Origin of the sequence: Paenibacillus phytohabitans, from assembly GCF_013141775.1 — a bacterium.
Lineage (GTDB): Bacteria > Bacillota > Bacilli > Paenibacillales > Paenibacillaceae > Paenibacillus_AQ > Paenibacillus_AQ phytohabitans.
The window spans coordinates 589,166-614,538 of record NZ_WHOB01000016.1; the positions used below are offsets into that span (position 1 = coordinate 589,166).

The following is a 25,373-nucleotide window of genomic DNA, read 5'->3' on the forward strand; positions in this document are numbered from 1 at the left end:
GGTCAGCCAGTTCCGAATAACCGGTTCACTTGCCCAAGCAAGCTAATGAACGGCCTTAGTAAATCCGGGATGATCCAGTTCTCCGCTAACATAATACCTAATCCGAGTGCGATAGCATACAGGCTGTAGACAATCACTTTATCCCGGACATTTGCCCGCTTCCCCCGGAACCGGCGGATCTGCCATGCCCACAGCAGCACATTAGCTGAGATCAGAAAAACACTCATGGCTCCTCTTCCTTCAATGGAGGATTCACGATTCTTCCTCTGCCCTTAATGATATAATCCATAACCACCTTCACATCCATCTTGCTAAATTCCTCATTCCACTGATTATGCTTGCTGGCCCAATACGCGGGATACTTCTTATGAAACTTAGTGCCAAAGCCGAAAATATCCACACCAAAATCGCTCTGCACTTTGCGGATACCGCCGGCAATCAGTTCCTGTGTGCGTTTCGCAGCCTGTGTCTTCATCATGTCCAGTACTTCACGGCTGTTCAAATCGAGACTGCATTCCACCTCTGCAATATTGGCTTCAATCGTTATCTTAACCGTGGCAGAGGGTTGTCCATTATGAAGCTTAGGGATAATCCTGGATTTAGCTTGCAGGACCTCCATCACAAAAGTCCCCGCTTTATCTGGACAATCTACCTTGCCCACCGTGGATTTTACTTTTCCGGTCACATAGTTATAGGCTTTGCTGTCATTCTCATTCAGCCAGCCGAGCAGCACATCATCCTTCATCACCCCGATGCCCCGGTACTCGAATTTCAGCGGACTGTTGATAGATTCCACATTTTCTTTGGTTTTGCCCTTTTCCAGGTTGCCTACCAGATGAAGACCGGTTAACACCGCCTCCTGCCCGTCCAGATCAAACCACTTCATCAGGTCAAGCAGACGCACTGCGGAGGTGGGTGCCCAATTCTTCTGGGAACCGTTCAGAGAATCATACAGATCCCTGGCCGGGAGACGTTCAAGCGGAGTCATAATAGACAAGGCATCGTAGGCACTGCCGTCCCGGACGATGGCAACATCAAAGTCCGGCCGTACTTCATGATCCCTGAACAGGAAATCGAGCGGTTTACGGATGCCGTCTTTAGCCATAGCTTCATCGAGTAAAAGCATGCTTAAATGCGATAAATAAATTTTACGCGGCAGCTTGGTCGTTAATTTGCGTAAAGCCTCCATAATCGTAGCTGCTTCAGTATCAACCACAAGGGCTGGAGGACCTCCGCTGCCTCCGCTGCTGGCAGCGGCCAGACTGGGTGCGACAATCTGCACTGTTACCCGGTACCCCTTGTCCGTCCGGTCAATGCCAAGACCGATGGCTACAGCCAAATCCCCCAGTTCCTTACGGCTCCAGCAGCCGGACAGCGCCGTTACCATCACGGCCAGCGCACAGATCAGCATTACCGGTCTTCTCATCATTAGACTCCATCCTTGCTGCGTTTATTCCGCGGGCTTGACCAGTAGGGGCTGCGAAAGACGCCATCTGCCTGTTCTTTTCTGAGATAAGGGGCATAGGGGCGCATATAAGGGATTCCCACAGACTGCAGGCTGCATAAATGCACGACAAGAATGAGGAATCCGACGGTTATCCCGTAAATGCCGAAGGAAGCAGCCGCACCCATAAACAGGAAACGGATCATCCGGATGGAAATAGACATATTGTAGGCGGGAATGACAAAGCTTGATATCCCGGTAATCGCAACTACAATAACCATCCCTGCCGAGACAATGCCGGCATCCACCGCAGCCTGTCCTACGATCAGCGTCCCCACAATGGATACAGCCTGGCCGATGTTGCGGGGCATGCGGATTCCCGCTTCCCGTATAATTTCGAAAGTGATCTCCATCAGAGTTGCTTCAACAAAGGCCGGAAACGGTACCCCCTCGCGCTGAAACATGATACTCAGCAGCAGCCGTGTGGGCAGCAGATCCTGATGGAAGGTTGTGATGGCGATGTATAGACCGGGAGCAAAAACACTGATGATTACAGCGGCAAGGCGCAGGACCCGAACCAGACTGGAAAATAGATAAGGCTGATAGCTGTCCTCCGCAGACTGGATAAAATCTATAAACAGGGAAGGAACAATCATTGCAAACGGGGTTCCGTCAACTATAATAGCTACTCTTCCTTCAGCCAGCCCTGCGGTAATGCTGTCCGGCCTTTCCGTGTTAAGAATGGTAGGAAATACGGTGTATTTGTTTCCCTGCAGATATTCCTCGATATATTCGCCTTCGAGTACCATTTTCAGTCCGATCTCATCGAACATCTCCGCTATTCTATCCAGGACCGGCTCATCTGCCAGACCTTCTATGTACAATATGGAGACATCGGTTTGAGTGACTTGCCCCACGGAGCGGGTAACAATTCTAAGCCGCTCATCCTTCATTTTTCTGCGGATCATGGTAATATTGGTCCGGAGGTCATCCGTGAAAGCCTCCTGCGGTCCCCGGATTACGGTCTCTGTTTTGGTTTCTCCGATGCTTCGTTTCTCATATCCCTGAATGGCAAGAGCGAGCGCTTCATCATAACCGTCAATGAGCATCAGCAGGCAACCGGACAAAATATCTTTAACCGCACCTGTCATATCCCCGGTGATTCTAACCTGCCCTGCGGTCAGGATCTGATCGCTGAAGTAGCGGGGCAGGCTGTATCCCTCCGGGACGGGCGGAGCTGACTGAATGGCCGGAATAATCGATTCCTGCAGCACTTGACTGTTCACCATACCATCCAGAAATATTAATTGAATTACACATTCCCTCTCCAGGCTGCTCCAGTCCAGACGAATGGACCGCACGCTGACATCTGAGCTGGCGCCTAATCTATGGCAGATCAGTTCCGTATTGATGAAGGCCTCACGGCTGAGACGCTGGAGGTGGGGGTCATGCGGTTTACGGGACTCCTGATCATGGAATTTCATGCTGATGTCTCCCTGCTGCTGATATCTCTTCCTTATGGAGTCTAGTGTTGCCTAACAGGGTTTATTTCTAAACAAAAAACTCCATTTCAGCCGCACTGGCGAAATGGAGTAGCTTATGTATATACGCATAAATCCCCGCTGCCTGATTACTTGAGGCACGGGGATTTATGTGTTTATTCCTGTATTCAATTCAATCATTTCCTCCTGCTAACAAAGCCATATCCCTGACATGGTGATTGTTCAAATTTCATGTTACCGTGTTGCCCGTTCGCTCCTCTTCGGAGTGTTGCTCCATGTCCTGCATATGGGGTGGATTCCCGCGTACACGATTTCACGAAAAACGTTTTCACGGACGTTTTCCCTGCTGTGAAGAATCGTTTTAGTACGCTTCGCTAACCTTTTTCAACGGAATCACGCTCTTTCTTCCGCAAGATTACTCTTGCTTGAATGAATAGCTTTGGTTCATCTTCAAAGATTTGCTCTTGGGTTCCCGCATACCCACGATCTGCCAGAAGATGTTATCATCCACCTTCCTCATCAGCAGCCGATTCCGGCACGCTTCGCTAACGCTAGTACATCGGGATTCTCTCCTTTCCTTCATTCATTGCTAAATTTAGGAATGAGGCAATCACCTGTAGTTACCACCTGTGGATTGTTGCTGTGGCTCCTTTGGTGATGTCTACATTATACACCGGAAATGATAAAATTTAAAACTTCAAAAACCTGCATATCCCGTCATAATCCCTGAAATTCCCTGCTATTTATAAGCAGAATGCCTATGCCTAACGATTACTCTTTTTAGGGATAATTTGCTCCTGCTTGCTGGTTTCATGTCATGTATGCGTTATCATTGCAGGTTGTTTAATGATTCCTGGGACCACAAAAAAAGCCGGAAAGCCGCACTGCTGCCTGCTTACCGGCCTACTTTTACATGGACAGACTGTGATTGTTCTTCCTGCGGTTCAACACAATCAGCAAATAGATGCCAAATAGCAAATAGAGAATATTCAGAATGGACACCAGCAGAAGCTCATGCTCCACATTCTCATTGCTGACCATCGCCAGTGCATCATAGATGAAATGGAAGCCGATCAGCGGAATAATATTGTTGCCTGCCTCAATCAGCAGTGCGAGGACGAAGCCCAGCAGCAGCGCATTGGCTACCTGGAGAAGTGTGCTTATGATATCTTTTCCGCCAAGCGCGTTGGCCATATGTAGAACACCAAAGAATACAGACGAGAAAACAATATAAAAGACAGGTCCCTTATGCTTCAGCTTATCTCTGATAATTCCTCTGAAGATTGATTCCTCCGTGTATCCCACCAGCAACGTCATGATCACGATACTGATCACCTCAGCCGCCGTCAGCTCCACATTGATTCCACTCATAAGCGGCTGAGCCACTGTAAGAAGCAGCATGGGGATGTAGAACAGCACAGGCCTGGCCTGCTTGGCCTCAAGCTTGCGGAAGCCGAAGCTTACCAGCGAGGAATCCTTTCTTTTCATATATACCGTAACGATAATAGCCATAACCAGGAAGGCGCAGGCCTGGGCATTGCGGACTCCCATATCCCCGAACTCCTGAATGCTAGCTACTGCGGATGCTACGGATACGAGCAGGGTCAGGACAACCCCAAGCATCAGCGAGAATATAACCGGATGTCCTTTTGCAGCGGTGTTCTTCATTTGTTAGCTCCTTTATGTAGTTGGTTTCATCATTGCCAGTCAAGGACAATAATGGATTTATTGTAAACGATCGCTTGGAAATATACTACAATTTTCACTGCGGTTATAAGGCTTCAGTCCATCACTTTACCTAATATTCCAGTGGGAAATACGGCTGACGCATGCTATAATCTCTGAGTCCTATAGTGAGAATTGAACATAAGTATGGGGGTTGCAGGAGGTTTCGCTCAACATGAACAGTCCTATTAAAATCTTTAAAGTAACCGTGCAGCTGGAGAAGGATGAATATGATGTCGAGGCCAGTCATTGGAGACTGCTGACGGAAACGAACCGCTACTATGAGATCAAACCTGAAAGCGGCCCTGTAAAGCGGATTTACAAAGAAAAATTGAATACGGTAGTGGACGACACCAAATCCTACACAGATGGATATCTGGCTTGCTCGGCATTCTGTATTGAAGACCGTATTCATGATATGCATATCGAAATGCTGCACAAGCTGCGGATGAAGGTCAACGCTTATATGGATGAGCTGCAGCTGAACCAGCAGGCCATCGAGCTGCAGATCAAGAGCCCCAAGGCTGTTCCGCACAAGAAATAACCCTATTTCTGCTGGCGGCACGCAAAAAACCGGAAGAATCGCAGTGTGCTGCGGATCTTCCGGTTTTTTGTGTATCTGATTCAATTACAGCAATCCGGCGTTCTTCACGGCATGTTCCCAGCTCGGAAAATAATGCAGCGCACTGCGCATTAACTCCGGATCCTGCTGCTTGACCTGCTTCTTGTTTACGGTACCTCCACCAGACTGAAGCTGCTTGATCCGACTGATTACTTCATCTGAAGCCAGTGTAATATCCAACTCTCCACCCCTTTCTGGTACGTCTTTCCATATTTTTCACAACTCCTGCGTGTTCTATACAAAACCTGCAGCAATGAAATTAATGGCTGACCAGATAGGAGGCATCCAGAATCAGCGCAACCCGCCCGTTCCCCAGAATTGTTGCCCCGGAGAGATGGTTCATCGTCCCCAAATACGCACCCAGCGACTTAATGACCACCTCCTGATTACCAATGATCTCATCAACGGCAAAGGCGGCGATCCGGTCCACAGACCGGACAATTACCAGCGGGATGGTCTTGGAGCTGCGCTCGGTCCGCGGGTAATGCAGCTTGTCTCTAAGCCAGGATAGCGGCACAATCCGCCCGTGGTTGATAATCGCCTGTTCGCCTTGAACGATCTGAATGTCTTCGGGGGAGATCCGCACTATTTCCGCTACATTATACATAGGAAGGATCAGCACCCGGCCGGATACGTTCACCAGCAACCCCTTAATGATGGCGAGTGTAAGCGGCAGACGGATAATGAACACAGTCCCTTGGCCCGGTACCGTTTCAATATCAATGATACCGTTAAGCCGCCCAATCTGGCTGCGTACGATATCCATCCCCACCCCCCGGCCCGATACCTCACTTACTTCAGCAGCCGTTGAGAAGCCGGGCTCAAAGATCAGGTGGATGGCTTCTTGAGCCGTTAAGAACCCGGCCTGTTCTTCAGTGATGATGCCTTTGCTAAGTGCAGAGGCTTTGATTCTGACAGCATCTATGCCCTGCCCGTCGTCCTCCAGACGGATAACCACCTGATTCTCCTCATGAAAAGAGGTGAGCGTAATCATTCCCTTGGGAGATTTCCCGCGCTCTGCCCGGACCTCCGGGCTTTCAATCCCGTGATCGGTGCTGTTGCGGATCAAATGGATCAACGGATCACTCAGCTCTTCGATAATCATCCGGTCGAGCTCGGTCTCGCCGCCCCGGATCACGAGTTCAATCTCCTTCCCCAGCTTGTGGGCGAGATCCCGCACCAGGCGCGGAAAACGGTTGAACAATTGATCCATCGGCAGCATCCGGGTCTTCATTACACCTTCCTGCAGCTCTTTAATAATAGTCCCCATATGATCCGACACTCCGCCTATACCCGGCAATACCTTAGCCGGATCATTCCGCTGGCCGGCTGCGCTCAGATCGGCCAGCGAGGTCTGCTCGATCAGCAGCTCGCCTACCAGATTCATCAGATGATCCAGGCGTTCCACGCTGACCCGGACTGTCGGCTGGGCGCTGTTCCCCCGTTGTTCCTTGTTCGGAGATGACGGAGGCCCCGCCAGTAACGGTTCAACCGCCGCTGCTGCGCCAATAACGCTTGAAGGACCAGGCACAAATGGGGTGATGACAATACTCTGGACATCTGAATCTCCCGCCAGCTGTTCTGATATCTGCTGAATTTCTTTGCCGGCAGCGGCCACTACAGCAAACCGGCTGTAACGCGAGTCTTCGTCTGCTCCGGCGGCCGCCGCTGCCGGCAGCGCGACAGCAATGACCTTTCCGCATACATCTTCGATACGCTGCAGCAGCATATAATACCGTGCCGCCTTCATCAGGCACTCCTCTTTGAGCGTTACCGCGAGGGACAGCAGCGAGTACCCGGCAGCCACGGCTTCTTCGGCCAGGAGCATCTCCGCCGGACTTAAGACGGGCAACCGGACCGGCTGTGGTTCAGCCGGCTGATTAATCAATGCCTTGATCTCTGCAACGACGGCGCTGCAGTCGGCGTAATCCCCACCGCTGATATATTGGGTGCGCAGCAGCTTCATAGCGTCAAGCGCCCGGAAGAGCGTATCAATCAGCTTTGCGGTAATCTCCGGTTTCTTCTCCCGGACCCATTCAAGGGCATATTCAACCTCATGCGTCAGATCGCTCATTTCACGGAAGCCCATGGTTGAGGCTGAGCCCTTAATCGTATGGGCTGCGCGGAATATCGTCTGGACCAGCTCAGGTGCCGGAGCATGCTCCAGTGTGAGCAGGGATTGGTCGATCCGCTCCAATTGCTCATTCAGCTCTTCTATGAAAATATCGCGGTAGGCAGACAGTTCCATCATCATTACTTGTTCCCCTTCCTAACCGCCCAATATTTCCTCGAGCTTCAGAATGCCAATCAGCTGGTCATCCCGTTGGCCAATCCCGTGGAAAACCGCTTCGCGGCTGCGGTTATGTCCGCCCGCCGGAGGGTGGATCTCGGCATACGTAGTCACTTTATTGACCTTATCCACAATGAGGCCCACGAATTCCTCCCGGTAGTTGACCACAATAATTCTTGTATTCCGGGTGTACGGCTCATCCGCCATCCCCAGCAAATTGCGCAGGCTCATCACGCAGACCACTTTACCGCGCAGATTGACCACACCCTTCACTTCATTCCGGGTGAACGGGATATCTGTAATGCTGAGCATTTTGATTATTTCATGAATTTCTTCGATACGGATCGCACAGGTTTCGGCTCCTACAGCAAGCTCGATATACTGTTCCTTCTGTAAGGATGACATGGCTTCACCTTCAGTCTGTAGAATTAATGAGTCTTGAATGCGGCAGCGGACTGGGCTAAATCCTCGGATAACAGGGCCAGCGCCTGGCAGGTAGCTGCCGTTTCCTCTGAAGCCGCTGCGGATTCCTCACTGGAGGCGGCAATGGACTGGACCGAGCTCATCACTTCGGCTGCCTGGGCGGATTCCTCTTCACAGGCGGCAGCAATTTCATTCACTTTGAGTGAAGACGTATTAACCATACTAATAATCTGTTCAAAGGCCTGGCTGGTCATCGAAGACTGCTCAACGCTTTCCGCTACTGCCCGGACGCTTTGCTTCGTATTCTCCTGCATGGCCTTGATAATCTTCGTGATTTCCTTCGTGGCATCACTGCTGCGCTCGGCAAGCTTGCGGACCTCATCCGCCACCACTGCGAAGCCGCGGCCCTGCTCTCCGGCACGAGCAGCTTCAATCGCCGCATTCAAGGCCAGCAGATTGGTCTGTTCGGCAATATCATCAATCACTTCGATGATATCTCCGATTTTGCCGGAATCCTCTTCGAGCTGTTTCATCTGGTGATTGACGGTCTGCATCCCCTGCAGCGAGGTCTCAACCACATATCCGCCTTCCCGGGCCGTGCGCACCGTCTCATTTGACAGCTCCGCCGCTTCCTCAGCACTGGAGGCTACGGAATCAATCGCCAGCGACAGCTCCTTGAACAGTTCGGTAATGTTCGTTGCCGCCGCAGACTGGTTCGTGCTGGTGCCGGCGATTTCCTGGGTACTTGCCGAGATTTGCTCGGAAGACGCAGCTACACTCTGTGAATTCATAACAATCCCGTTGATCAGGTCCTTCAGGTTATGAACCATCCGGTTCAGGGCAGCAGCCAGCTGCCCAACTTCGTCCTTGGTGGAAATATCGGATTGCTGGGTCAGATCACCGTTCGCCACCTCTGAGGCCAGCCGTAGCATCTGCATAAGCGGTTTGGAGATGGATCTGGCGATCAGGTAACCTATAAGAATGCTGATGATAACAGCAGCCGAGACAACTGAAATGGTGAGCACCAGCGAGGAGGAATATGCTGATTGGGAGTGGCGGTTCGCTTCATCGGCCAGCTCCACGTTAAATTCGATCAGACCATCCAGGTTCGCAAGCACTTTCTCTCCCTGCGCAGTCAATTGGGTGGTCAGGAATGTATTAAATTGAGCTGGATCATCCAGTTCAGCCAGAACAAGCGCTTCCTCAAACAGCTTCAGATAAAGCTCATACTCCTTGTCAAAATCGTTCAGCAGCTCTTTCTCCGTGCCGGTCGTGGCCAGCGGACGGTAATTGTCCACCTTCTGGATCAGATCCTGCCGGGTGGATGCAATCTTGTCCTGATAACCGGCAATTTGGGTTGCATCCGTTGTGTTGCTCATATCGCGCATATATACCCGGATGACCTGATAATTGATTTTGGCAGCAGACAGATCTCTGACCGAAATCAGATTGTTGTTATACATGGCCTTCATATTCTGATTACTGCTGCTCAGCGAGAAAATGGAATACACCCCGAGTCCCGCCAGAATTAATGAGACCACCATAAAAGCTGAGATAATTTTTGTTGCTGTCTTCATGTTTCCGAACCATTTCATGTGATTTCCCCCTGTGGTTAACTATCTTGGCGTCCTTCCTGTCGGTAAACCCTTTCAACCACTCCCCCATCTGCCGACCGGACATCATTAGCTATATTTCGACATTTTTCGTTAAAAGTTTAATATAAATATTTTGCTTAATTAATTTTTTATTTTTCACTTTAAATGCGCTTCCATAGATCAAATCTATAAATGTTATCCAGCATACTGCAGCCGGCAGATTCAGCTTGACAGAACATCAAAAAAAGTTATAAATAAACATAATTAGCAAATGGTACAATCCCTACATATACACAACGAAATGAGGACTGCCCATTGACAACAAAAGTACCTTTGGCTGAGAAAATGGTGTTCTCCGGCGGCTTGCTGGGCCAGAATATGCTGTACAGCTTCATGTCGATGTATATTCTGTTCTTCTACACGGATCTGCTGGGCATTCCGGCGACTACCGCCAGTGTCATTCTGGTAGTGGCGAGCATCTTCGATGCTTGTCTGGATCCGCTGATGGGTATGATTACCGACAAAACACGCTCCAGGTGGGGCAAATTCAGGCCTTATCTGCTGTTCGCCCCCTTCCTGATTGCACTGGCAACCATCGTCTGCTTCTGGGACTTCGGCGGCTCCTCTAAGACGACGCTGGTAATCGCCACCGTATCGTATCTGCTCTGGGGTATGCTGTATACGGTCTGTGATACGCCGCTTTGGGCCCTGTCGTCCGTCATCTCTACAGATCCGGGTGAACGGACCTTGTTCGTCACTTTAGGCAAAATCGGTGGTACCCTCGGTGCGGTCGTGATCACAGTCGGCGGGATCCAGCTGCTGCTGGCCTTCGGCGGTGAACGGAGCACGCAAGCTTATCTGTATTCTGCAATTATTATAGGAATCATTGCTGCGTTATCTATTTTGCTGACCGGAATTCTTACCAGGGAAAGGGTCGCCCCTTCACCTGTGAAGATCTCGTTCCGGCAAAATCTGCAAACGGTGTATAAAAACAAACCGCTGCTCACCCTGCTTGCCTCGCTGCTGATTATTAACCTGGTCAACGGCATCCGGCAGAGCATCCAGCTGTATTATGTGGTCTATGTCTGGGGAGATGCCGGTTATGCAACCCAGGTCGGGATTAGCCTTGTTGTAGGCATGCTGCTGGGCATGACGGCTACGCCGCCGCTTTTGCGCCGCTTCTCCAAGAAGAAGGTATTCATCCTCTCCTGTATTCTGGGGAGCTTGTCCTGCATCCTGCCTTACCTTCTCGGTGACCACAATGTTATGACCACTCTGGTGTTCTTCGCGGTCAGCTTCTTCTTCTCGGGCATGACAACCATTGTGAGCACGTCCATGCTGCTGGATACCATTGATTATTCGGAGTGGAAGCTGGGCTTCCGGGGCGAGGGGATTGTGTTCTCCACGAACACCTTTGTCACTAAATTCAGCGGGGCATTGTCACGGCTCATTATCGGTGCAAGTCTGGGCCTGCTCAGCTATGTTGAGAATCAGCCGTCGACTCCAAGGCTCCAGCAGGGGCTCAGCTTCGTGATGTTTCTGCTGCCTGCGCTGTGTTTCCTGGCCGCAATTCTGCCGATTCTGTTCTACAATATCAGTGACAAGCAGAGGCTGCAGACGCTGAGCGATTTGGAGAATACCCGGTCCGTATAGAAAGGAACTCAAGCATTTATCTGATATAAGGAGTGATCATGAGCATGGATATATCCACAATGGCAGCACTGATGTCCCCTCCCGATCTGACAGACTGCCGCAGAATATTATGCGTACAGCCGCACCCGGATGATAATGAGGTGGGCATCGGTGGGACAATCGCCTCTTTGGCGGAGCGGGGCTGCGAGATTCATTATTTGACTGTGACGAACGGGGATCTTGGTGCGTTGGACGAGCATTTGTCTTCTGCCGAGATTGCAGCCGTCCGCGCACGTGAGCTGGAGGCCGCAGGGCGGTCGCTGGGTGCTACGGTGTTCCATCAGCTGGCCCACGGCGACGGCACCCTGGAGCATATTCCGGCGCTGGCAGAAGAGATTGCCGGGATCATCCGCACCGTGCAGCCGGATGTTATCCTCTGTCCTGATCCGTGGCTGAGCTATGAGGCACATTATGATCATATCGTTACCGGCAGAGCCGCAGCCCAGGCCTTCCTGTCGTCCGGACTTCCGCTGTATCCCCGAGGGACAAGCACCCGCCCCTGGCAGCCGAAGGCGATTGGTTTCTATTTCACCTCGGAGCCTAATACGGTGATCGACATTACAGACCACTTCGAGCGGAAGTTCGCAGCCTTAGCCCTGCACAGCAGCCAATTCAGTGAGGAGACTCTGGCGATGTACCGGATCTATTTCCGTGAAAAAGGCCGCCAGCTCGCTGAAGGCAAAGACTTCGAGCTCGGTGAAGGTCTGAAGGTGCTGTCCCCGCTGCATCTGCACTGCTTCGTGGATGCCCGGCTGATCTAAAGTGTATTAACATCTAGAAGAGCAGCACTTCTCACCTTAACGGGAGATTTGCTGCTCTTCTTTACGTGGAATCTATGAACTTTAGACTTGTTCCAGGATCTCATCCTTCTCCAAGGCGAATCTCAGCAGACGGCTCAGCGCCGCAGGCAGTACGCTGACATGGCTCTCCCCGGCGAATTCATTAAGACTCGTCTGCAGGCCATGCTCCGCCAGAGATGCCAGCCTTCCGGGAAGCTTCCCGGCATCCTCGACCATATGCTCCAGCTCGTCGGCACCGATCGTAATGAGCAGCTTACGCTGCAGAGCCTTAGCAGGATATGCTGCCAAGAACTGCTCCAGTTCAGCCAGCAGGGCATAATCATTCCACCATACTGAAGGACTGCCAGCCGTATAATGGGTTACCAGCTCCGGACGCGTGAACAGTGCGTGCAGTACAAGTAAACCGCCGAGGGAGTGGCCGAACAGCGCCTGACGTTGTGTGTCTACCCGGAACAGGCTGGCGATCATCGGCATAATCTCCAGCTGCAGCAGATCGAGGAATTCGTCTGCCCCGCCGCTCTCCGGCCACTGGCTGCCATCCGGCCGCTTGGGCAGCTGCTGCTCCTCAGCTGGCATGGTGAAATCATAGCAGCGGCGCTTCATATCGAAGGACTCACCGGAAGGATAGCCGATCCCCACCACTACCACCGGATCATAACCATGCGGTTTGCGGGTCTGCAGACGTGCAGATTCGGCCAGGGTATGGAATACGGCATGGCCATCCAGTGCGTAAATGACCGGATACCCCTCCGGCGGGGCTTCTCCGGTTGGATGCGAGATCAGAATCCGATACTCCTGGCGTCTTACCCCGGCATAAATGACATGTTCCTCGCAGCCAAGATGCGGGTAGCTCCGTTCATTCGTTATAGTCATGGCGCGAGGATCTCCAGAACATCGTCAATGACATTGCTGTAGGCAACGATACCGCCGCCCAGCCAGTATCGGTCATCCACATCATAGACCTTGCCGGCCTGGACGGCAGGGATGCTTTTCCAGAGTGCGCTCTCTGTCAGTTCCTTATAGAAGGACTCACCGGTGTTGGCTGTATCGTTGGCCAGGAAGATATAATCGGCATCGATCTGCGGCAAAACCTCAAGCGACAGCTCTACACTGTTCTCTGCAGCAACAAGATCGCTCTTGGTAATTCCCAGCTCTTCAGCCAGTACAAACCCGCCGTAAACACCGCCCATCAGGAACATCCCCCGCGAATTGAACCGGATAATCAACGCCTTTTTGTCTTGGATATGCGGAGCCAGGGTTGTCTTGGCCTCCTCTACCTTTTTGCGGTAATCTGCAAGGCCTTTAGCCGCTTCCTCCTGCTTGCCGAGGAGATCACCCAGTATTGTTAAGGAACTGTCCAGGTCACCTGCCGCCTGCTGGAAGACATAGGTCGGGGCAATTTTGGAGTATTGCTCATAGACACCATTCTCCGCATAGTAGGAGTTATGCAGCACAATGAGATCAGGCTGCATCGCCATGACAACCTCCGGCGAAGGCAAGCCGCTGGTGAAATCAACAAGCGGAACCCCGGCAAGCTGATCCTGAAGATACTGCTGTCCCTGGCCTTTATTGGACCACTGTCCCACCGGCTTGACGCCGAGCACTACCAGAGAGTCTTCCATATATGGGGCAAACACTTTCGTTGGAGCAGTGTTTAATGTAACCTCATGTCCCAGTTCGTCCTGAACCACTAACGGATAGCTGGTTGCCTCTGCAGCTTCAGCTACTGCCGGCTCCACTTCAGGTGACGGTGACGGTGTCGCTTCTGCGGCGTTTGTCTGAGCGGCTCCATTCCCGGCCCCGCTGTCAGCCGCCGAATTGTTGCCGCAGCCCGCCAGCAGCATAATCACGAAGATTAGCGCTAACAGGGCCGGGATTCCTGACTTCTTTCTCTTGGCTGAATTGACCTTATGATCTTGCATGTTTTATCTCCCCCTAGTGATAATAATTCTCATTAATAGGGATTATAGAGGATAAACAGAAGGGTAACCATGGACAGTTTCCTGTTCCGTGCTTGGACTATTTCCTGTAAACATCAGAACGGCCTCCTCCAGCATCCGGTCCAGCGCTACCGCCGAGTACTCGAACCAGGGATCTGACGGTAACAGGTCCAGCTTGCCTGACTGTACTGCCGGCAGATTACGCCAGCTCTCACTGTGCTGCAGGGACAGCCAATGCCGCCTCGTGGCAAAATCAGGACAGATGATCAGCATTAGCCGCTGCGGATTCAATAAGCTGACCTCCGCAAGCGAAATAGGCTCATTATACAGCGTACCGGAGCCGGTATATGCCGGCCTCAAGGCAAGTTCACCATAGATCACATCACGGATTCCCCTGTTGCAGTAAGCATGCAAATGATCTTCGTATAGGCGGAGCACCATACAGCTCTCCTCACCCGCAGCAGAGGCCACCTGCTCTCTGGCATGGCGGGCTTTGTGTTCAAACCGCTGCAGCCATTGGCCGCACTGCTGTTCCCTGCCCAGAAAACCAGCGATCTCCCGGAGCTGGACATCCCAGCGGTCCTGTTCCCGGGGGATGAAGAGGTTCTGGCTATTGCGCAGCAGATGCTCCTCCCATGCTGAATCCCAGGCATCGTGGCCGATAATTGCCTCCGTCCGGGCATTGATCAGCTTAGCCCGCTCAAGCTCCTGGTCCATCAGGTCTACCCTAAGATGTGTTTCAATCCGGTCGTAATACTTGTTGAAATAATAGGAAGTCCATTTGGAATCCAGCGGAGCGGCCACCGGGATAATATCCAGGGCCAGCAGTTGCCCGACCGCAGCTGCAGAGCAGGCGGCAACCCTCCGTTTATGTTGACGGATGAACGACGATGGAGGGACTCCGGTTTCCTTTTTGAATTTGCGGCTGAAATAGAATTCATCGCTGTAGCCGACTTTATGAGCGATCTCACGGAGCAGATAATCCGATTCCTGCAAGTATTGCTTGGCCCGGCTGATTCTCAGCTCTGTCAGATAGTCCATCGTGCTCTGTCCGAACGTTTTTTTGAACAATTCGCCAAAATACTTCGGCCGCAGTCCGGCCATACCTGCAAGCTGATCAATGGACAGCGGTTCATGATAATGCTCCGCTATATATTCCCGGACGGCTGCCAGGTTAAACCGCCCGCCTTCCGGATGAAGACTGCCCTCCAGCAGCTGTTCCCGCTCCATACGTATTCCTCCGCTCTTATTTAGTATTGTAATGCAGACCGCAGCAAATGCGGCTGGCTGCAGAATATCAGCTCTTCAGCGATAATGATAATCATTATCTGTTAAAAATTCAATAAAAAAGAACGCCACCGGGCACTCTTCTCTGGATTGATGTTAAAAATCAATAAATAGTTTAGCGTAACTAAAATCCTATTCGATTTGTATTTTATAGTGTTATTTTTGTATAATATACTAAACGTAAGGGGGTTATTTCTTGGATGCTATTCACATCAGGATAGGACACAACTTGCAACGTGTGAGAAAGCAAAGGCAGTTAAGCTTGGATAAAGTGGCAAATTTAACTGGGGTTAGCAAAGGTATGCTACATCAAATCGAGCGAGGGGACACACAGCCAACAGTGACCACCGTTTGGAAAATTGCAACGGGACTTAATATTTCTTTTTCATCCCTAATTAAAGACGACAAATCTACAATATCAATCGTTAATCGAAAAGAAGTACCAGATATAACGGAGGATAACGGTAATTGTCTAGTCTATTTATTATTTCCATTCCATCCGCAAACTCAAATAGAAATTTTCACGATTGTATTAAAGCCTAAAGGGAATTATGTTTCCACACCCCACAATGAGGGTGTCCAAGAGTACATTACTGTTGTTACAGGGGAATTTAAAATCATGATTAGGGATGATGAGTATACCCTTCCTACAGGAGGCGCTATAAAGTTTGCAGGAAACGTTACACACAAATATATAAATGACACGGATGAAGATGTCATCCTACAAGTTGTCATGCATTATCCTGAATCGTAAAACTGGTATGTAATTCATGATGTGATAAGGAAGTGCTGATATGGTTGAAAAAGTATTTTGGACAACCCCATACTTAACAAAACTAGATACTCACATAGCCAGTGTAAATGGCAATGACATTACAGTGGAACGAACCATCTTTTATGCTTTCTCTGGTGGACAAGAAAGTGATACAGGATTGATTGGTGGATATTCCGTACATCAAGCAAAGAAAGATGGTCATGAAATCATTTATACAGTTGAAGAAGGGCATGATTTAAAAGTTGGTGATCAAGTGACGATGACCATAGATTGGGATCGTCGTTACAGACTTATGAGACTACATTTTGCTGCGGAGGTTGTATTAGAATTAGCTTACAAACATTTGAAAAGTATAGAGAAGACAGGCGCTCATATCGCTCAAGATAAAGCCCGAATAGATTTCGTATGGCACGAGAACATTTCAAAATCATTTTCTTTGATCGAGAAAGAATCTCGTGAGATCATTGTGGCAAACCTCGACATCATTAGTGATTTCAGTCACGAAGGAAATGGAAGAAGATATTGGGAAGTTAAAGGTTTTTCAAAGGTTCCCTGCGGTGGAACTCACTTGAAGAAAACAGGCGAAGTTGGAGAAATTAAGTTGAAGCGTAACAATATTGGGCGAGGGAAAGAAAGAATCGAAATCTATGTAAGTGAATAAAAGCTAATTATTTCTTATTTAACGGGAAACGTTTATTTAACAACAACAGCGGCAGTCTAAGACTTTATTTATCAAGTCTTAGACTGCCGCTGCTTCTTTTGATTGATCGGTTAAAAACTTAAACAATTGACAAGTTATTCTGCTGAATCTGTTATTCACTCGGCCAACCGGTAATAAGGGATGTACAGCGATGGCTTGAAGCCCAGCTTCTGAGCCAGTCTGTAAGAACCCTCATTCTCCCGGCGGCAGCCCCACACCGGCTCCAGCCCTTGCTCCAGGCAGTAATCAATCAGCGCAGAACATACGGAGAAGGCAAAATGCTTCCCCCGGTGGCCCGCTGCCGATTCAATTCCAATCTCCAGCTGATCCGCTGTACGGTACGCCGAGAACGCACTTGAGGCCTTCTCCCCCTCCCAGAGCAGGGTGTATCCTATGCCTGTACTTAGGAAATGCTCTGCATCTCTCCAGAAATAGCGCGGAATCACAGCACCTGATTGCCCGTCAAACAGCCCGGCAGTCATCTGAACAATTACTGCATCCTGCCGGAACCATTGCTCCTTCGCACTGTGGTAGACTTCCGGGTCAAAGGTGAAATTCACTCTGGTATGGGTGTACATCCTCCGGGTATCGGCCGTTTCAGGACCGGGCTCAACTGCATTTAGCAGTGCGTTATGCTCAGTAATCATAGACTCAATCAACGGAGACCATCCTCCTGCCGGATCCCCCTGCAGCCATTCCGGAGACTGCCTGTCCCCTGTCTTGTTGGTAATATAATCATATAAGCTCCGGTTAAACGCCTCATTGCCCGAATCCCCATAGGCCAGTGACATTCCATAATCATGGGCCACATAAAAGGTACGGGGGTTCTGCACATTATCCACATAAACAGTGCCGGTAGTCTGGCCCTTGAGCACTGCTTCGGCAAACAAAGTGTTGATCTTCACTTGACTTAACAGCGGCAGAGCCAGCGCATAGTCACGGCTATCCAGCTTCAGCATCATTTTCTCCTCTTTTCTCAGGATTGATTATATGTATTGTACAGCCAGCGGAAATTCCACTCAAAAATATGGGAGCCCTCCCATGTATCAAACGGTGCCGGAATTCCCTTGGCGAGCCAGAAATCCGCGCTCTCCCCGCTCCGGACAGCCGCTGCGGCATACTCCTGGATCTCTTGAAGATAACTTAACATTTCAGCGATGCTCTCACGTCCGGCAACCCCTCCATGACCGGGGATCAGCCGGGTGAAGTCCATCTCGCGGCCAATCCTTTCCACGATTACGGCCCATGCTTCAGGGAAACCGTGCAGCATAGCCGGATGGGATTGGTTCAGCACCAGATCCCCGGCGATCAGCACCTTAACGTCAGCAATATATACCATGGCATCGCTGCAGGTATGGCCGCCGCCGTATGTAAACAGCTGTATGGACCGCTCTGATCCGTGGATATCAAGCGTATCCTTGAATGTCACAGCAGCTGTTACTCTGCGGATCGCAGGTGTTGCCTCCAGCAGGGCTTGCTTTTCCGATATTTCATATCCCAGCGCTGCCTGCAGGCGGGTGTCCGCAGCAGTACTATGAGCCTCCTGAAGCGCTGCAATCTGCTTCTGCAGCCCTTCCTGCCATTCCCCAAGCTCAGGCGGACCATTCGTTGTCAGCACTTCACGGGTAAGCTCCGTGGAAATGATGACACAGTCGGCAAACTCCATATTCCCGTAATGATGATCCCCGTGATAGTGGGTATTCACTATGTATTGGACCGGCTTCCCCGTCAGCTGCTCAGCCGTTTCCCGCAGAAGCTTCGCTGCCCCGGGCAGGCTGAAGGTATCCACCACGACTGTGGAATCCCCAAGATCTATAATGGACGCATTGCCTACCGCGCCCCGGCCCGGAATAACAATCGCTGCCCACACTCCCTGTGCTACTTCCTCTACCGTGAACATACATATCCTCCCATTTATATTTTTACTTATTATACCTTAATATGGCATGCACTTATTGACTAATTATTTGCAGGGAAAAACAGGAGTAAAAACAGATCATTGTCCCCTGAAAACGTATGTTATAATACATTCAATGTAATTCCATAGCCTTCATTCTGATTCGACCTGAAAGGAAACGATCTATGATTATTCCAGCACCTGAATTGAACTTTACAGCATCCCCATTTTATAATCCCAGCCTCAAAAATGTAGTTATTCTGGCTACCGGCGGCACCATTGCCGGCAGCGGCGAAGCGCATAAAACCTTGAACTACGAACCCGGTGCCCTGCCCGTGCAGGATCTGCTGGATAGTGTGCCCCATCTGGAACGGCTTGCCAATTGTGCCGGCGTGCAGGTCAGCAATCTCTGCAGTGCAGATATCACCAGCGAACACTGGCTTACACTGGCAGCGTACATCAACACGCTCGCCCTCCGGGAGGATGTGCACGGCTTCGTAATTACCCACGGCACCGACACCCTGGATGAGACCTCCTATTTCCTGAACCTGGTGATCAAGACCGACAAACCGGTGATCATTACCGGCTCCATGCGTCCGGCTACCGCTATCAGTGCCGACGGACCACTGAATCTGTATCAGTCCGTTGCACTGGCGGCGAATCCGGATGCGTCCGGACAGGGCGTGATGGTTGTCTTCGCCGAAGGCATCTACAGCGGGCGGGATGTGCAGAAGGTGAACACCTTCAAGGCCAACGCCTTTGATGAGCGTGATTTCGGCTGCCTGGGCTACATGCGCGACAGTCATGCCTTCTTCTATACCCGGACGCTCAAAAGACATACGACTGCTTCACAATTCGATGTATCGGCCATGACCGGACTGCCGGAAGTATCCGTAGCCTACTTCCATGTTGACGCCGATCCCGGCATCCTGGATTATCTCGCCACGATCTCCAAGGGCATTGTGATTGCCGGAGCAGGCGGAGGCATCTACAGCAAGCCATGGATTGATAAAGTCGGCGAGCTTAAGAATAATAACATCCCTGTGGTCCGCTGCTCGCGGATCTCAAGCGGAATTACACTCAAGGACTCCTACATTGATCTGTCCGCCAATTCCATTCCCTGCAACAGTCTGGTGCCGCAAAAAGCACGGATTCTGCTCTCCCTGGCGCTGACTCAAACAACCGGATACGACGAAATCGCTGCAATGTTCAACGAATATTAAAACATTAGACATCACTCTAAGGGGGTGTCCCGTAAGCCTTATAATGGCTTCCGGGACACCCCCTTTTTTTGAGTAAGATCAATGTATGCACTTGAGAGGACGCTGCGTGAACGGACCGTTGTTCCAATCGCTTTGCTCTCCAGCTTAGAAAATCAGTAGACTAAGGCGAGTATTAAAACAAGCTGCAAATGACCAAACACGCAAAGTGGAGATCCCCCAATAACAAGAAATATGCTCTGACTCTACTTATAGAATCTATTTATAGACTCTACTTATAAAACGCCACTTTTTTGTCTGCAGGCAGCTATTACCCGGCTGCGGATGGAAATTCAAACGTGAGGACGGCCCCGCCTTCCGGGCAGTTCCGGGCGGTAATCTTACCGCCGCAGCGCTCCACGATGGCGCGCGAGATGGCCAGACCCAGCCCGGAATCACCATTTTTCCCTTTGACGAACCTGTGAAACAGACTGGGCAGCAGCTCCTGCGGAATGCCGGGGCCGTCATCCGAAACTGTTAATGTAATCAGTCCCTTGCTTACATAGCCATGGACATCAATCTTCCTGTCTGCATAACGCGCAGCATTGGATAATACGTTCAGCAGTGCCTGCAGCAGCTTATCACGGTCAGCCCTCAGCATCAGCCCGCGGTCTCCGGAGATTTCAGTCTTGAGCGACAACTTTCTTGCAGCCAGCTGCGGATTGATCCGTTCTACCGCCTCTGAGAGCAGCTCTTCCAGATCGCATTCTACCGCCCGGAATATATCCTCTTCGCTGTCCAGCTTGGCCAGTAGCGTCATTTCGCCCACCAGGTCCCGCAGCCGTCCGCTCTCGCCCAGGATAATATCCAGCCCTCTACGGACATCCTCACCTTCAAAAATCCCGTCCCTGATGCCCTCCGCATAACCGGATATCGACATCAGCGGTGATTTCAGCTCATGCGAGGCATTCTGGAAGAATTGCTTCTGTACCCGGTTGAACCGGTGCAATTCTCCGGCCATTTCGTATACGGTCCGGGCTACAGAACCGATCTCCCCACCCGCCTGGATCAGATTCACTTCGGCAAACCGGCGGTTTTTCACTTTTTTGAGTTCCTCGCGCAGACTGATCAACGGATCAATCAGCTTCCTTGTGATAAACAGGCTGAACAGGAACATCACGGCTGCACCGGCGGCAAAGACAAGAATCAGACGTTTGAGCAGTGCCTGCTCAATCGCTTTGATTCTGCTGACAGGGGTCAGCAGGGTCAGCTTGCCTTGGGGAAGCGCATTTACCTGCACCAGATAACGCGGGTCGTTGCCGTCCCATAAGCTCTGCAGGCTGCCTGTCTCTACTGCAGCTATGCCGGTAACTGCCTGTGCCTGTCCGGGTATCGCCGGGAGGGTGCCTGACACCACCTTCCCCTGCTGATCCGTCACAATGGCCTGTACTCCGCTGGAAAGCGTAGCATATTGAACCGGAAACAATTCATTTTCTTCAATTGGGACTGCACTTATTGCTGCGGCGGGCAGCTGCTGCATGCTGGCGGTCAATGTTGCGCCTAGCGTCCGCAATCCCTCCTGTTCCTTACCGATGAAATGATCCATCAGTACGAAATGTATCATCACTCCCGTGATGGACAGGACAAGCAGCAGAGACAATCCGAAGGCGAAGTTGATCTGATGCACCAGCTTCAGCTTCTTCATCTGCCCGTTTAGCTTCATCCGCATATTCATCATTCCTGCCCTTCTCTCATCCGGTAGCCGTGTCCCCAGACCGATTCCAGCGGCAAGCCGTCTATTTTTTTGCGGATGCGTTTGATCAGATGGTCCACTGCGCGGTCACTGCCGAAATAATCATCCCCCCAGACATAACCCAGCAGCTCTTCCCGCGTAAACGCCCGGTTTGGATGTCCGGCAAACACCTTCAGCATCAGGAACTCCTTACTCGTCAGCTCCACCTCTGTTCCGTGCCAGAAGGACCTCCTTTCTTCCGGAAGCAGCAGCAGTCCGCCCAGCTCTATGCCTGAAAGGGAAGGCAGCGCAGCTGCGGGCTGAGGCTGATGGAGCCGTTCCCACCTTTCCAGCTGCCGTTTGATCCGGGCCACCAGCTCACGGGGACTGAACGGCTTGACCAGATAATCGTCGCTGCCCAGCTCAAGACCCAGTATTTTATCGACTTCATTATCTTTGGCTGAGATCATAATGATCGGCACCTCTGCTTCATCACGGATGCGCCTGCATAGTTCATACCCGTCCATCCCCGGAAGCATGATATCGAGCACCCACATGCCGGGAGGATCGCTTGTCCACAAGGCCCAGGCTTCTTCGGCACTGCCCAGGCCAATCGTGCGGAAATCCTCCTTATGTAAATAAGCCTCGACCAGCTTGCGTATATTCTCATCATCGTCCACAACGGCAATGACCGTTTGATTGTTCATCCGTAGCCCTCCACAGTTTTGTCTGCTCCATTATAACAAGCAGCCGGAGGCGGTAGGGGCCTGCCATTGTTTTTCCACAAAGCCACCAATTTCCTGCCACAGTAGAACGCTATATTGGGAGCTGTAAGACAAACCTCACCCATAAGGAGTGTTAGTTCATGAACCGTTTAATTTTCAGAAGAATGGCCCTCTCCACCCTCTTGCTGTCCTCCATCGCAACCCCGGTGTTCGCCGATGCAGACCGCACACCGCCACAGGCCGGGAACGCCCCCGTTACCTTAAGTGCAGCCTCAGCCCCGTTGCAGGGAAGTATCCTGATTACTGCACGTATTCCAGACTTGCTGGACCTTGCAGAACGCTACGCGCCGGAAACCGTTCAGGACTGGACCGACACGCTCAGCAGATACAATAAGGCCATCCGCCTTAACGTACAGGTGCTTACCCTGGATACAACAGGAGAAGTTACCGCTCCAGCCGTGCAACTGGCCACACCTGTAGCCTTGACAGCAGCCATACCTTCCCTTGCCGGTTCAGCACCGGCAGCCGATCTTCAGCTTGCCGGAACAGACGGGATCCTCAGTGCCTTCGCAACAGGAACAGCGGCTTCATCCACTGCAGATTTCACCGTATTTGCAGTCCCTGACAGCCTCTCGTCCGCCGGACTCACAGGCTCGGGCTCCATAACAGCTGCTGCAGCCCCGGCTCTGCTCCCGATGACAGAAGATAACGGATTCTTCAAGGCACAGGCTGCACTGGCTGAAGCCGTAGAATCCAAAGATGCCGGTGCGGTCAAGCACGCACTGGGCGGCCTGCTGGAACAGTACAAGGACCTTACCAAAAAGCTTGAAGAAGCGAAATAAGCACGGAATAGCGCTGCTATAGCAGCAGGAGATACAAAAAGCAGGCCAAGGGCGGGTACCTTTGGCCTGCTTTTCGTTTAGACAATCTATCGTCAGGAGAGCGCGGCCACCGATTCAGGGGTAAATGCCTGAAGCTCACTCAGCCGTCCGTCACGGATTTTGACCGCCCAGGCTGGATCTCCAAGCAGCGCCCGGCCCACGGCCACCAGATCAAACTCATTGTTGCTAAGCCGCTCCACAAGTCCCTCCAGTCCCGGATGAGCCTGTCCTTCCCCTTCGGCGGGATCACTGTCCATGCCAACCGCCCCGACCGTAATGGTCGTCTTGCCTGTCAGCTTCTTCACCCAGCCGGCAAAGCTTAGATCCGAGCCGGCAAATTCGGGCTCCCAAAAACGGCGTACTGAGCAGTGGAAGATATCTACCCCGGCGTCCACCAGAACGCCCAGCAGGTCCTTCAGCTGTTCCGGTGTGTCCGCCAGTCGGGCAGCGTAATCGCCCATTTTCCATTGGGACAGACGCATGGCAACCGGATAATCCGGACCTACCGCAGCACGTACAGCTTCGACTATCTGAGCAGCAAACCGGGCGCGCTTCACCAGATCGCCGCCGTAACGGTCTGTCCGCTGATTGGTCTTCGCCCACAAGAACTGATCAATCAGAAAGCCATGGGCTCCGTGAAGCTCTATGCCATCGAACCCGGCTTCTTTGGCATGAAGCGCTGCAGCCGCGTAAGCCTGAATTACATCCGCTATTTCGTCCTCTGACATCGGCTCGCCTGCCTTGTTCCCCTCCAGATCCAGTCCGGACGGACCGATGGACAGGGCTTCCGGGTTAGGCTGGGAACCATTCGGCCGGATCATGCCCATATGCACGATTTGCGGGAAAATTTTGCCCCCTGCTTCATGCACCTGTCTGACCACTTCCGCCCAGCCGTTCAATGCTGCTTCCCCATAAAGCCTAGGCAATCTGGACTCACTGGTTGCTGAAGGATGGTCAATTAGGGCTCCTTCGGTTATCACAAGACCGACACCGTTCTCGGCACGGCGGCGGTAATAAGCGGCTACGTCGGGTCCCGGCACACCCTCAGGCGAGAAGGCACGGGCCATCGGTGACATGACAATTCGTGTCGGCAAGGTCAGTTGATGGATCGTATAAGGCTGAAACAAGGCTTGGATGGAATGATTATTGTTCTGCGGATGACTCATGAACCGCACCTCCAATATTATTTTGGCACCCGCAGTTAAGGGGTACGAATGCAATATTAGCAATGCCACCTGCCCCATTCAACCAACAATCCGCACCATCTGTTGCTTAAGCGAAATGAAAAATGTATTGTTGATTATCCAGGGATACCTTGGTTGGCGCAGCCGCAGATGTTTATAATAGATAAAGCATTAGTTACTGAAGGGAGCATGGATAGAGAATGCCCAGTATACTTTCACCGAACCCGAACGACCCGCGCGTCATCCGGACACGCCAGTTAATTCTGGACTCATTCGCCGAGCAGTTAAATATCATGGACTTCAATGCAATTACCGTACAGGATATCACGCGAAAAGCCACGATTAACCGGGCCACATTCTATGCTCATTTCCCTGATAAATACGCACTGCTTGAATCGTTCTTATCAGATGCCTTCACGGAGCTTGTCCTCCGCAAAATCGATGACCAGGCAGCTTTGACCGAGGAAACGCTCTATACGCTGGTTGCCGCTCTTTGCGATTATCACGAATCCAGCCATCACTGCCTGAAGAAATATGACTCCCTGGCGCTGATTATTGAAGAGAATATTAAGCTGCAGCTGGAACAGCTGCTGCAAAGGCTGCTGTCAGGAGTAGACAGCACAGCGGATAGCCGCACACTGCAAACGGCTGCAACCCTGCTCAGCTGGTCAATCTACGGGGTGACCTATCGCTGGAATAAGGAGGGCCGTCATGAATCCGCTGCTGCGCTGGCCGGCAGACTAGTGCCATTGATGAACAACGGAGTATCGTTGCTGACTCCCGCTGGCGGAGAGTGAGAAGCGCGGTTCCGCTAAACGCGTTCGGATGATTGTCCCCCGCCCGGCAGGCAGTTTCGATTAAATCAAGTGCACTAATTTTGCTCTTCATTTCCTCCTTTTGGCAGCATTTGGCGGAGCAATTAGCGGAATTAGAGGGATTTTTCCCTTTAATTTCCGCATA

The 25,373-nt window shown here is 51.4% G+C and carries 24 protein-coding genes; 8 read left to right on the forward strand and 16 right to left on the reverse strand.

Annotated elements, in window-relative coordinates; genetic code table 11:
• Positions 1–2 precede the first annotated feature (2 nt).
• From GC101_RS04470 to GC101_RS04485, 4 genes are all read right to left on the reverse strand, one after another.
• Positions 3–227 carry a hypothetical protein gene (locus GC101_RS04470; protein ID WP_171716241.1) on the reverse strand — a complete coding sequence of 75 codons (225 nt, stop codon included), beginning with the start codon at positions 225–227 and terminating at the stop codon, positions 3–5.
• Positions 224–1,429, reverse strand: a complete 1,206-nt coding sequence (locus GC101_RS04475; RefSeq protein WP_171716242.1) for a Ger(x)C family spore germination protein — start codon at positions 1,427–1,429, stop codon at positions 224–226. The genes GC101_RS04470 and GC101_RS04475 overlap by 4 nt, the downstream gene beginning before the upstream one ends.
• Positions 1,429–2,928, reverse strand: coding sequence for a spore germination protein (locus GC101_RS04480; protein WP_171716243.1), 1,500 nt, complete (start codon positions 2,926–2,928; stop codon positions 1,429–1,431). Before GC101_RS04480 ends, GC101_RS04475 begins: the two co-directional genes overlap by 1 nt.
• A gap of 927 nt (positions 2,929–3,855) precedes the next feature.
• Positions 3,856–4,614: a CPBP family intramembrane glutamic endopeptidase gene (locus GC101_RS04485; protein ID WP_171716244.1), complete on the reverse strand. Its 759-nt coding sequence runs from the start codon at positions 4,612–4,614 to the stop codon at positions 3,856–3,858.
• A gap of 232 nt (positions 4,615–4,846) precedes the next feature.
• Between GC101_RS04485 and GC101_RS04490 the strand changes: the two genes are divergently transcribed.
• On the forward strand, positions 4,847–5,215 hold the full coding sequence (locus GC101_RS04490) for a hypothetical protein (RefSeq protein WP_042138419.1): 369 nt from the start codon (positions 4,847–4,849) through the stop codon (positions 5,213–5,215).
• Between the two features lie 84 nt (positions 5,216–5,299).
• On the opposite strand, the gene GC101_RS04495 is transcribed toward GC101_RS04490, so the two are convergent.
• The 4 genes from GC101_RS04495 to GC101_RS04510 all read right to left on the reverse strand — a co-directional run bounded on the left by GC101_RS04495 (position 5,300) and on the right by GC101_RS04510 (position 9,601).
• Positions 5,300–5,473, reverse strand: a complete 174-nt coding sequence (locus GC101_RS04495) for a hypothetical protein (protein WP_171716245.1) — start codon at positions 5,471–5,473, stop codon at positions 5,300–5,302.
• A 79-nt stretch (positions 5,474–5,552) separates the two neighbouring features.
• The gene (locus GC101_RS04500) at positions 5,553–7,547 is read right to left on the reverse strand and encodes a chemotaxis protein CheA (protein ID WP_246354150.1); all 1,995 of its coding nucleotides are present in this window, start codon (positions 7,545–7,547) and stop codon (positions 5,553–5,555) included.
• Positions 7,548–7,562: 15 nt separating this feature from the next.
• Complete coding sequence (locus GC101_RS04505) at positions 7,563–7,988, reverse strand: chemotaxis protein CheW (protein ID WP_042138421.1); 426 nt, start codon at positions 7,986–7,988, stop codon at positions 7,563–7,565.
• A 23-nt stretch (positions 7,989–8,011) separates the two neighbouring features.
• Complete coding sequence (locus GC101_RS04510; RefSeq protein WP_171716246.1) at positions 8,012–9,601, reverse strand: methyl-accepting chemotaxis protein; 1,590 nt, start codon at positions 9,599–9,601, stop codon at positions 8,012–8,014.
• 315 nt (positions 9,602–9,916) lie between these two features.
• Between GC101_RS04510 and GC101_RS04515 the strand changes: the two genes are divergently transcribed.
• Both GC101_RS04515 and GC101_RS04520 read left to right on the forward strand, forming a co-directional pair.
• The gene (locus tag GC101_RS04515; RefSeq protein WP_171716247.1) at positions 9,917–11,254 is read left to right on the forward strand and encodes an MFS transporter; all 1,338 of its coding nucleotides are present in this window, start codon (positions 9,917–9,919) and stop codon (positions 11,252–11,254) included.
• 44 nt (positions 11,255–11,298) lie between these two features.
• Positions 11,299–12,054, forward strand: a complete 756-nt coding sequence (locus tag GC101_RS04520) for a PIG-L deacetylase family protein (RefSeq protein WP_171716248.1) — start codon at positions 11,299–11,301, stop codon at positions 12,052–12,054.
• An 81-nt stretch (positions 12,055–12,135) separates the two neighbouring features.
• Here the strand turns inward: GC101_RS04520 and GC101_RS04525 are convergent, their stop codons facing one another.
• The 3 genes from GC101_RS04525 to GC101_RS04535 are packed head-to-tail and all read right to left on the reverse strand — an operon-like array spanning position 12,136 to position 15,263.
• Positions 12,136–12,966 (reverse strand): alpha/beta hydrolase, encoded by an 831-nt coding sequence (locus tag GC101_RS04525; protein ID WP_171716249.1) that lies wholly within the window; start codon positions 12,964–12,966, stop codon positions 12,136–12,138.
• Positions 12,963–14,015 (reverse strand): ABC transporter substrate-binding protein, encoded by a 1,053-nt coding sequence (locus tag GC101_RS04530; protein ID WP_171716250.1) that lies wholly within the window; start codon positions 14,013–14,015, stop codon positions 12,963–12,965. Before GC101_RS04530 ends, GC101_RS04525 begins: the two co-directional genes overlap by 4 nt.
• Positions 14,016–14,057: 42 nt before the next feature.
• Entirely contained in the window at positions 14,058–15,263 is a 1,206-nt protein-coding gene (locus GC101_RS04535) for a helix-turn-helix domain-containing protein (RefSeq protein WP_171716251.1), read from the reverse strand.
• A gap of 253 nt (positions 15,264–15,516) precedes the next feature.
• Between GC101_RS04535 and GC101_RS04540 the strand changes: the two genes are divergently transcribed.
• Complete coding sequence (locus GC101_RS04540; protein WP_246354151.1) at positions 15,517–16,074, forward strand: helix-turn-helix domain-containing protein; 558 nt, start codon at positions 15,517–15,519, stop codon at positions 16,072–16,074.
• Positions 16,075–16,114: 40 nt separating this feature from the next.
• Positions 16,115–16,756 carry an alanine--tRNA ligase-related protein gene (locus tag GC101_RS04545; RefSeq protein ID WP_171716252.1) on the forward strand — a complete coding sequence of 214 codons (642 nt, stop codon included), beginning with the start codon at positions 16,115–16,117 and terminating at the stop codon, positions 16,754–16,756.
• Positions 16,757–16,911: 155 nt separating this feature from the next.
• Here GC101_RS04545 and GC101_RS04550 read toward each other — a convergent pair whose 3' ends face one another.
• Positions 16,912–17,757: a GNAT family N-acetyltransferase gene (locus GC101_RS04550; RefSeq protein WP_171716253.1), complete on the reverse strand. Its 846-nt coding sequence runs from the start codon at positions 17,755–17,757 to the stop codon at positions 16,912–16,914.
• Positions 17,758–17,771: 14 nt separating this feature from the next.
• The gene (locus GC101_RS04555; RefSeq protein ID WP_171716254.1) at positions 17,772–18,695 is read right to left on the reverse strand and encodes an MBL fold metallo-hydrolase; all 924 of its coding nucleotides are present in this window, start codon (positions 18,693–18,695) and stop codon (positions 17,772–17,774) included.
• Positions 18,696–18,877: 182 nt separating this feature from the next.
• On the opposite strand from GC101_RS04555, the gene GC101_RS04560 reads away from it, so the two are divergent.
• The gene (locus GC101_RS04560) at positions 18,878–19,915 is read left to right on the forward strand and encodes an asparaginase (protein WP_076243282.1); all 1,038 of its coding nucleotides are present in this window, start codon (positions 18,878–18,880) and stop codon (positions 19,913–19,915) included.
• 307 nt (positions 19,916–20,222) lie between these two features.
• Here the strand turns inward: GC101_RS04560 and GC101_RS04565 are convergent, their stop codons facing one another.
• Positions 20,223–21,629 carry a sensor histidine kinase gene (locus tag GC101_RS04565; protein WP_246354152.1) on the reverse strand — a complete coding sequence of 469 codons (1,407 nt, stop codon included), beginning with the start codon at positions 21,627–21,629 and terminating at the stop codon, positions 20,223–20,225.
• Positions 21,626–22,330: a response regulator transcription factor gene (locus tag GC101_RS04570; RefSeq protein ID WP_171716255.1), complete on the reverse strand. Its 705-nt coding sequence runs from the start codon at positions 22,328–22,330 to the stop codon at positions 21,626–21,628. The genes GC101_RS04565 and GC101_RS04570 overlap by 4 nt, the downstream gene beginning before the upstream one ends.
• A 158-nt stretch (positions 22,331–22,488) precedes the next feature.
• On the opposite strand from GC101_RS04570, the gene GC101_RS04575 reads away from it, so the two are divergent.
• Positions 22,489–23,190 (forward strand): hypothetical protein, encoded by a 702-nt coding sequence (locus GC101_RS04575; RefSeq protein ID WP_171716256.1) that lies wholly within the window; start codon positions 22,489–22,491, stop codon positions 23,188–23,190.
• A gap of 92 nt (positions 23,191–23,282) precedes the next feature.
• Here the strand turns inward: GC101_RS04575 and GC101_RS04580 are convergent, their stop codons facing one another.
• Positions 23,283–24,395 carry an NADH:flavin oxidoreductase gene (locus tag GC101_RS04580; RefSeq protein ID WP_171716257.1) on the reverse strand — a complete coding sequence of 371 codons (1,113 nt, stop codon included), beginning with the start codon at positions 24,393–24,395 and terminating at the stop codon, positions 23,283–23,285.
• Positions 24,396–24,613: 218 nt separating this feature from the next.
• Here GC101_RS04580 and GC101_RS04585 point away from each other — a divergent pair, with 218 nt between their 5' ends.
• Positions 24,614–25,210 (forward strand): TetR/AcrR family transcriptional regulator, encoded by a 597-nt coding sequence (locus GC101_RS04585; RefSeq protein ID WP_171716258.1) that lies wholly within the window; start codon positions 24,614–24,616, stop codon positions 25,208–25,210.
• Positions 25,211–25,373 lie beyond the last annotated feature (163 nt).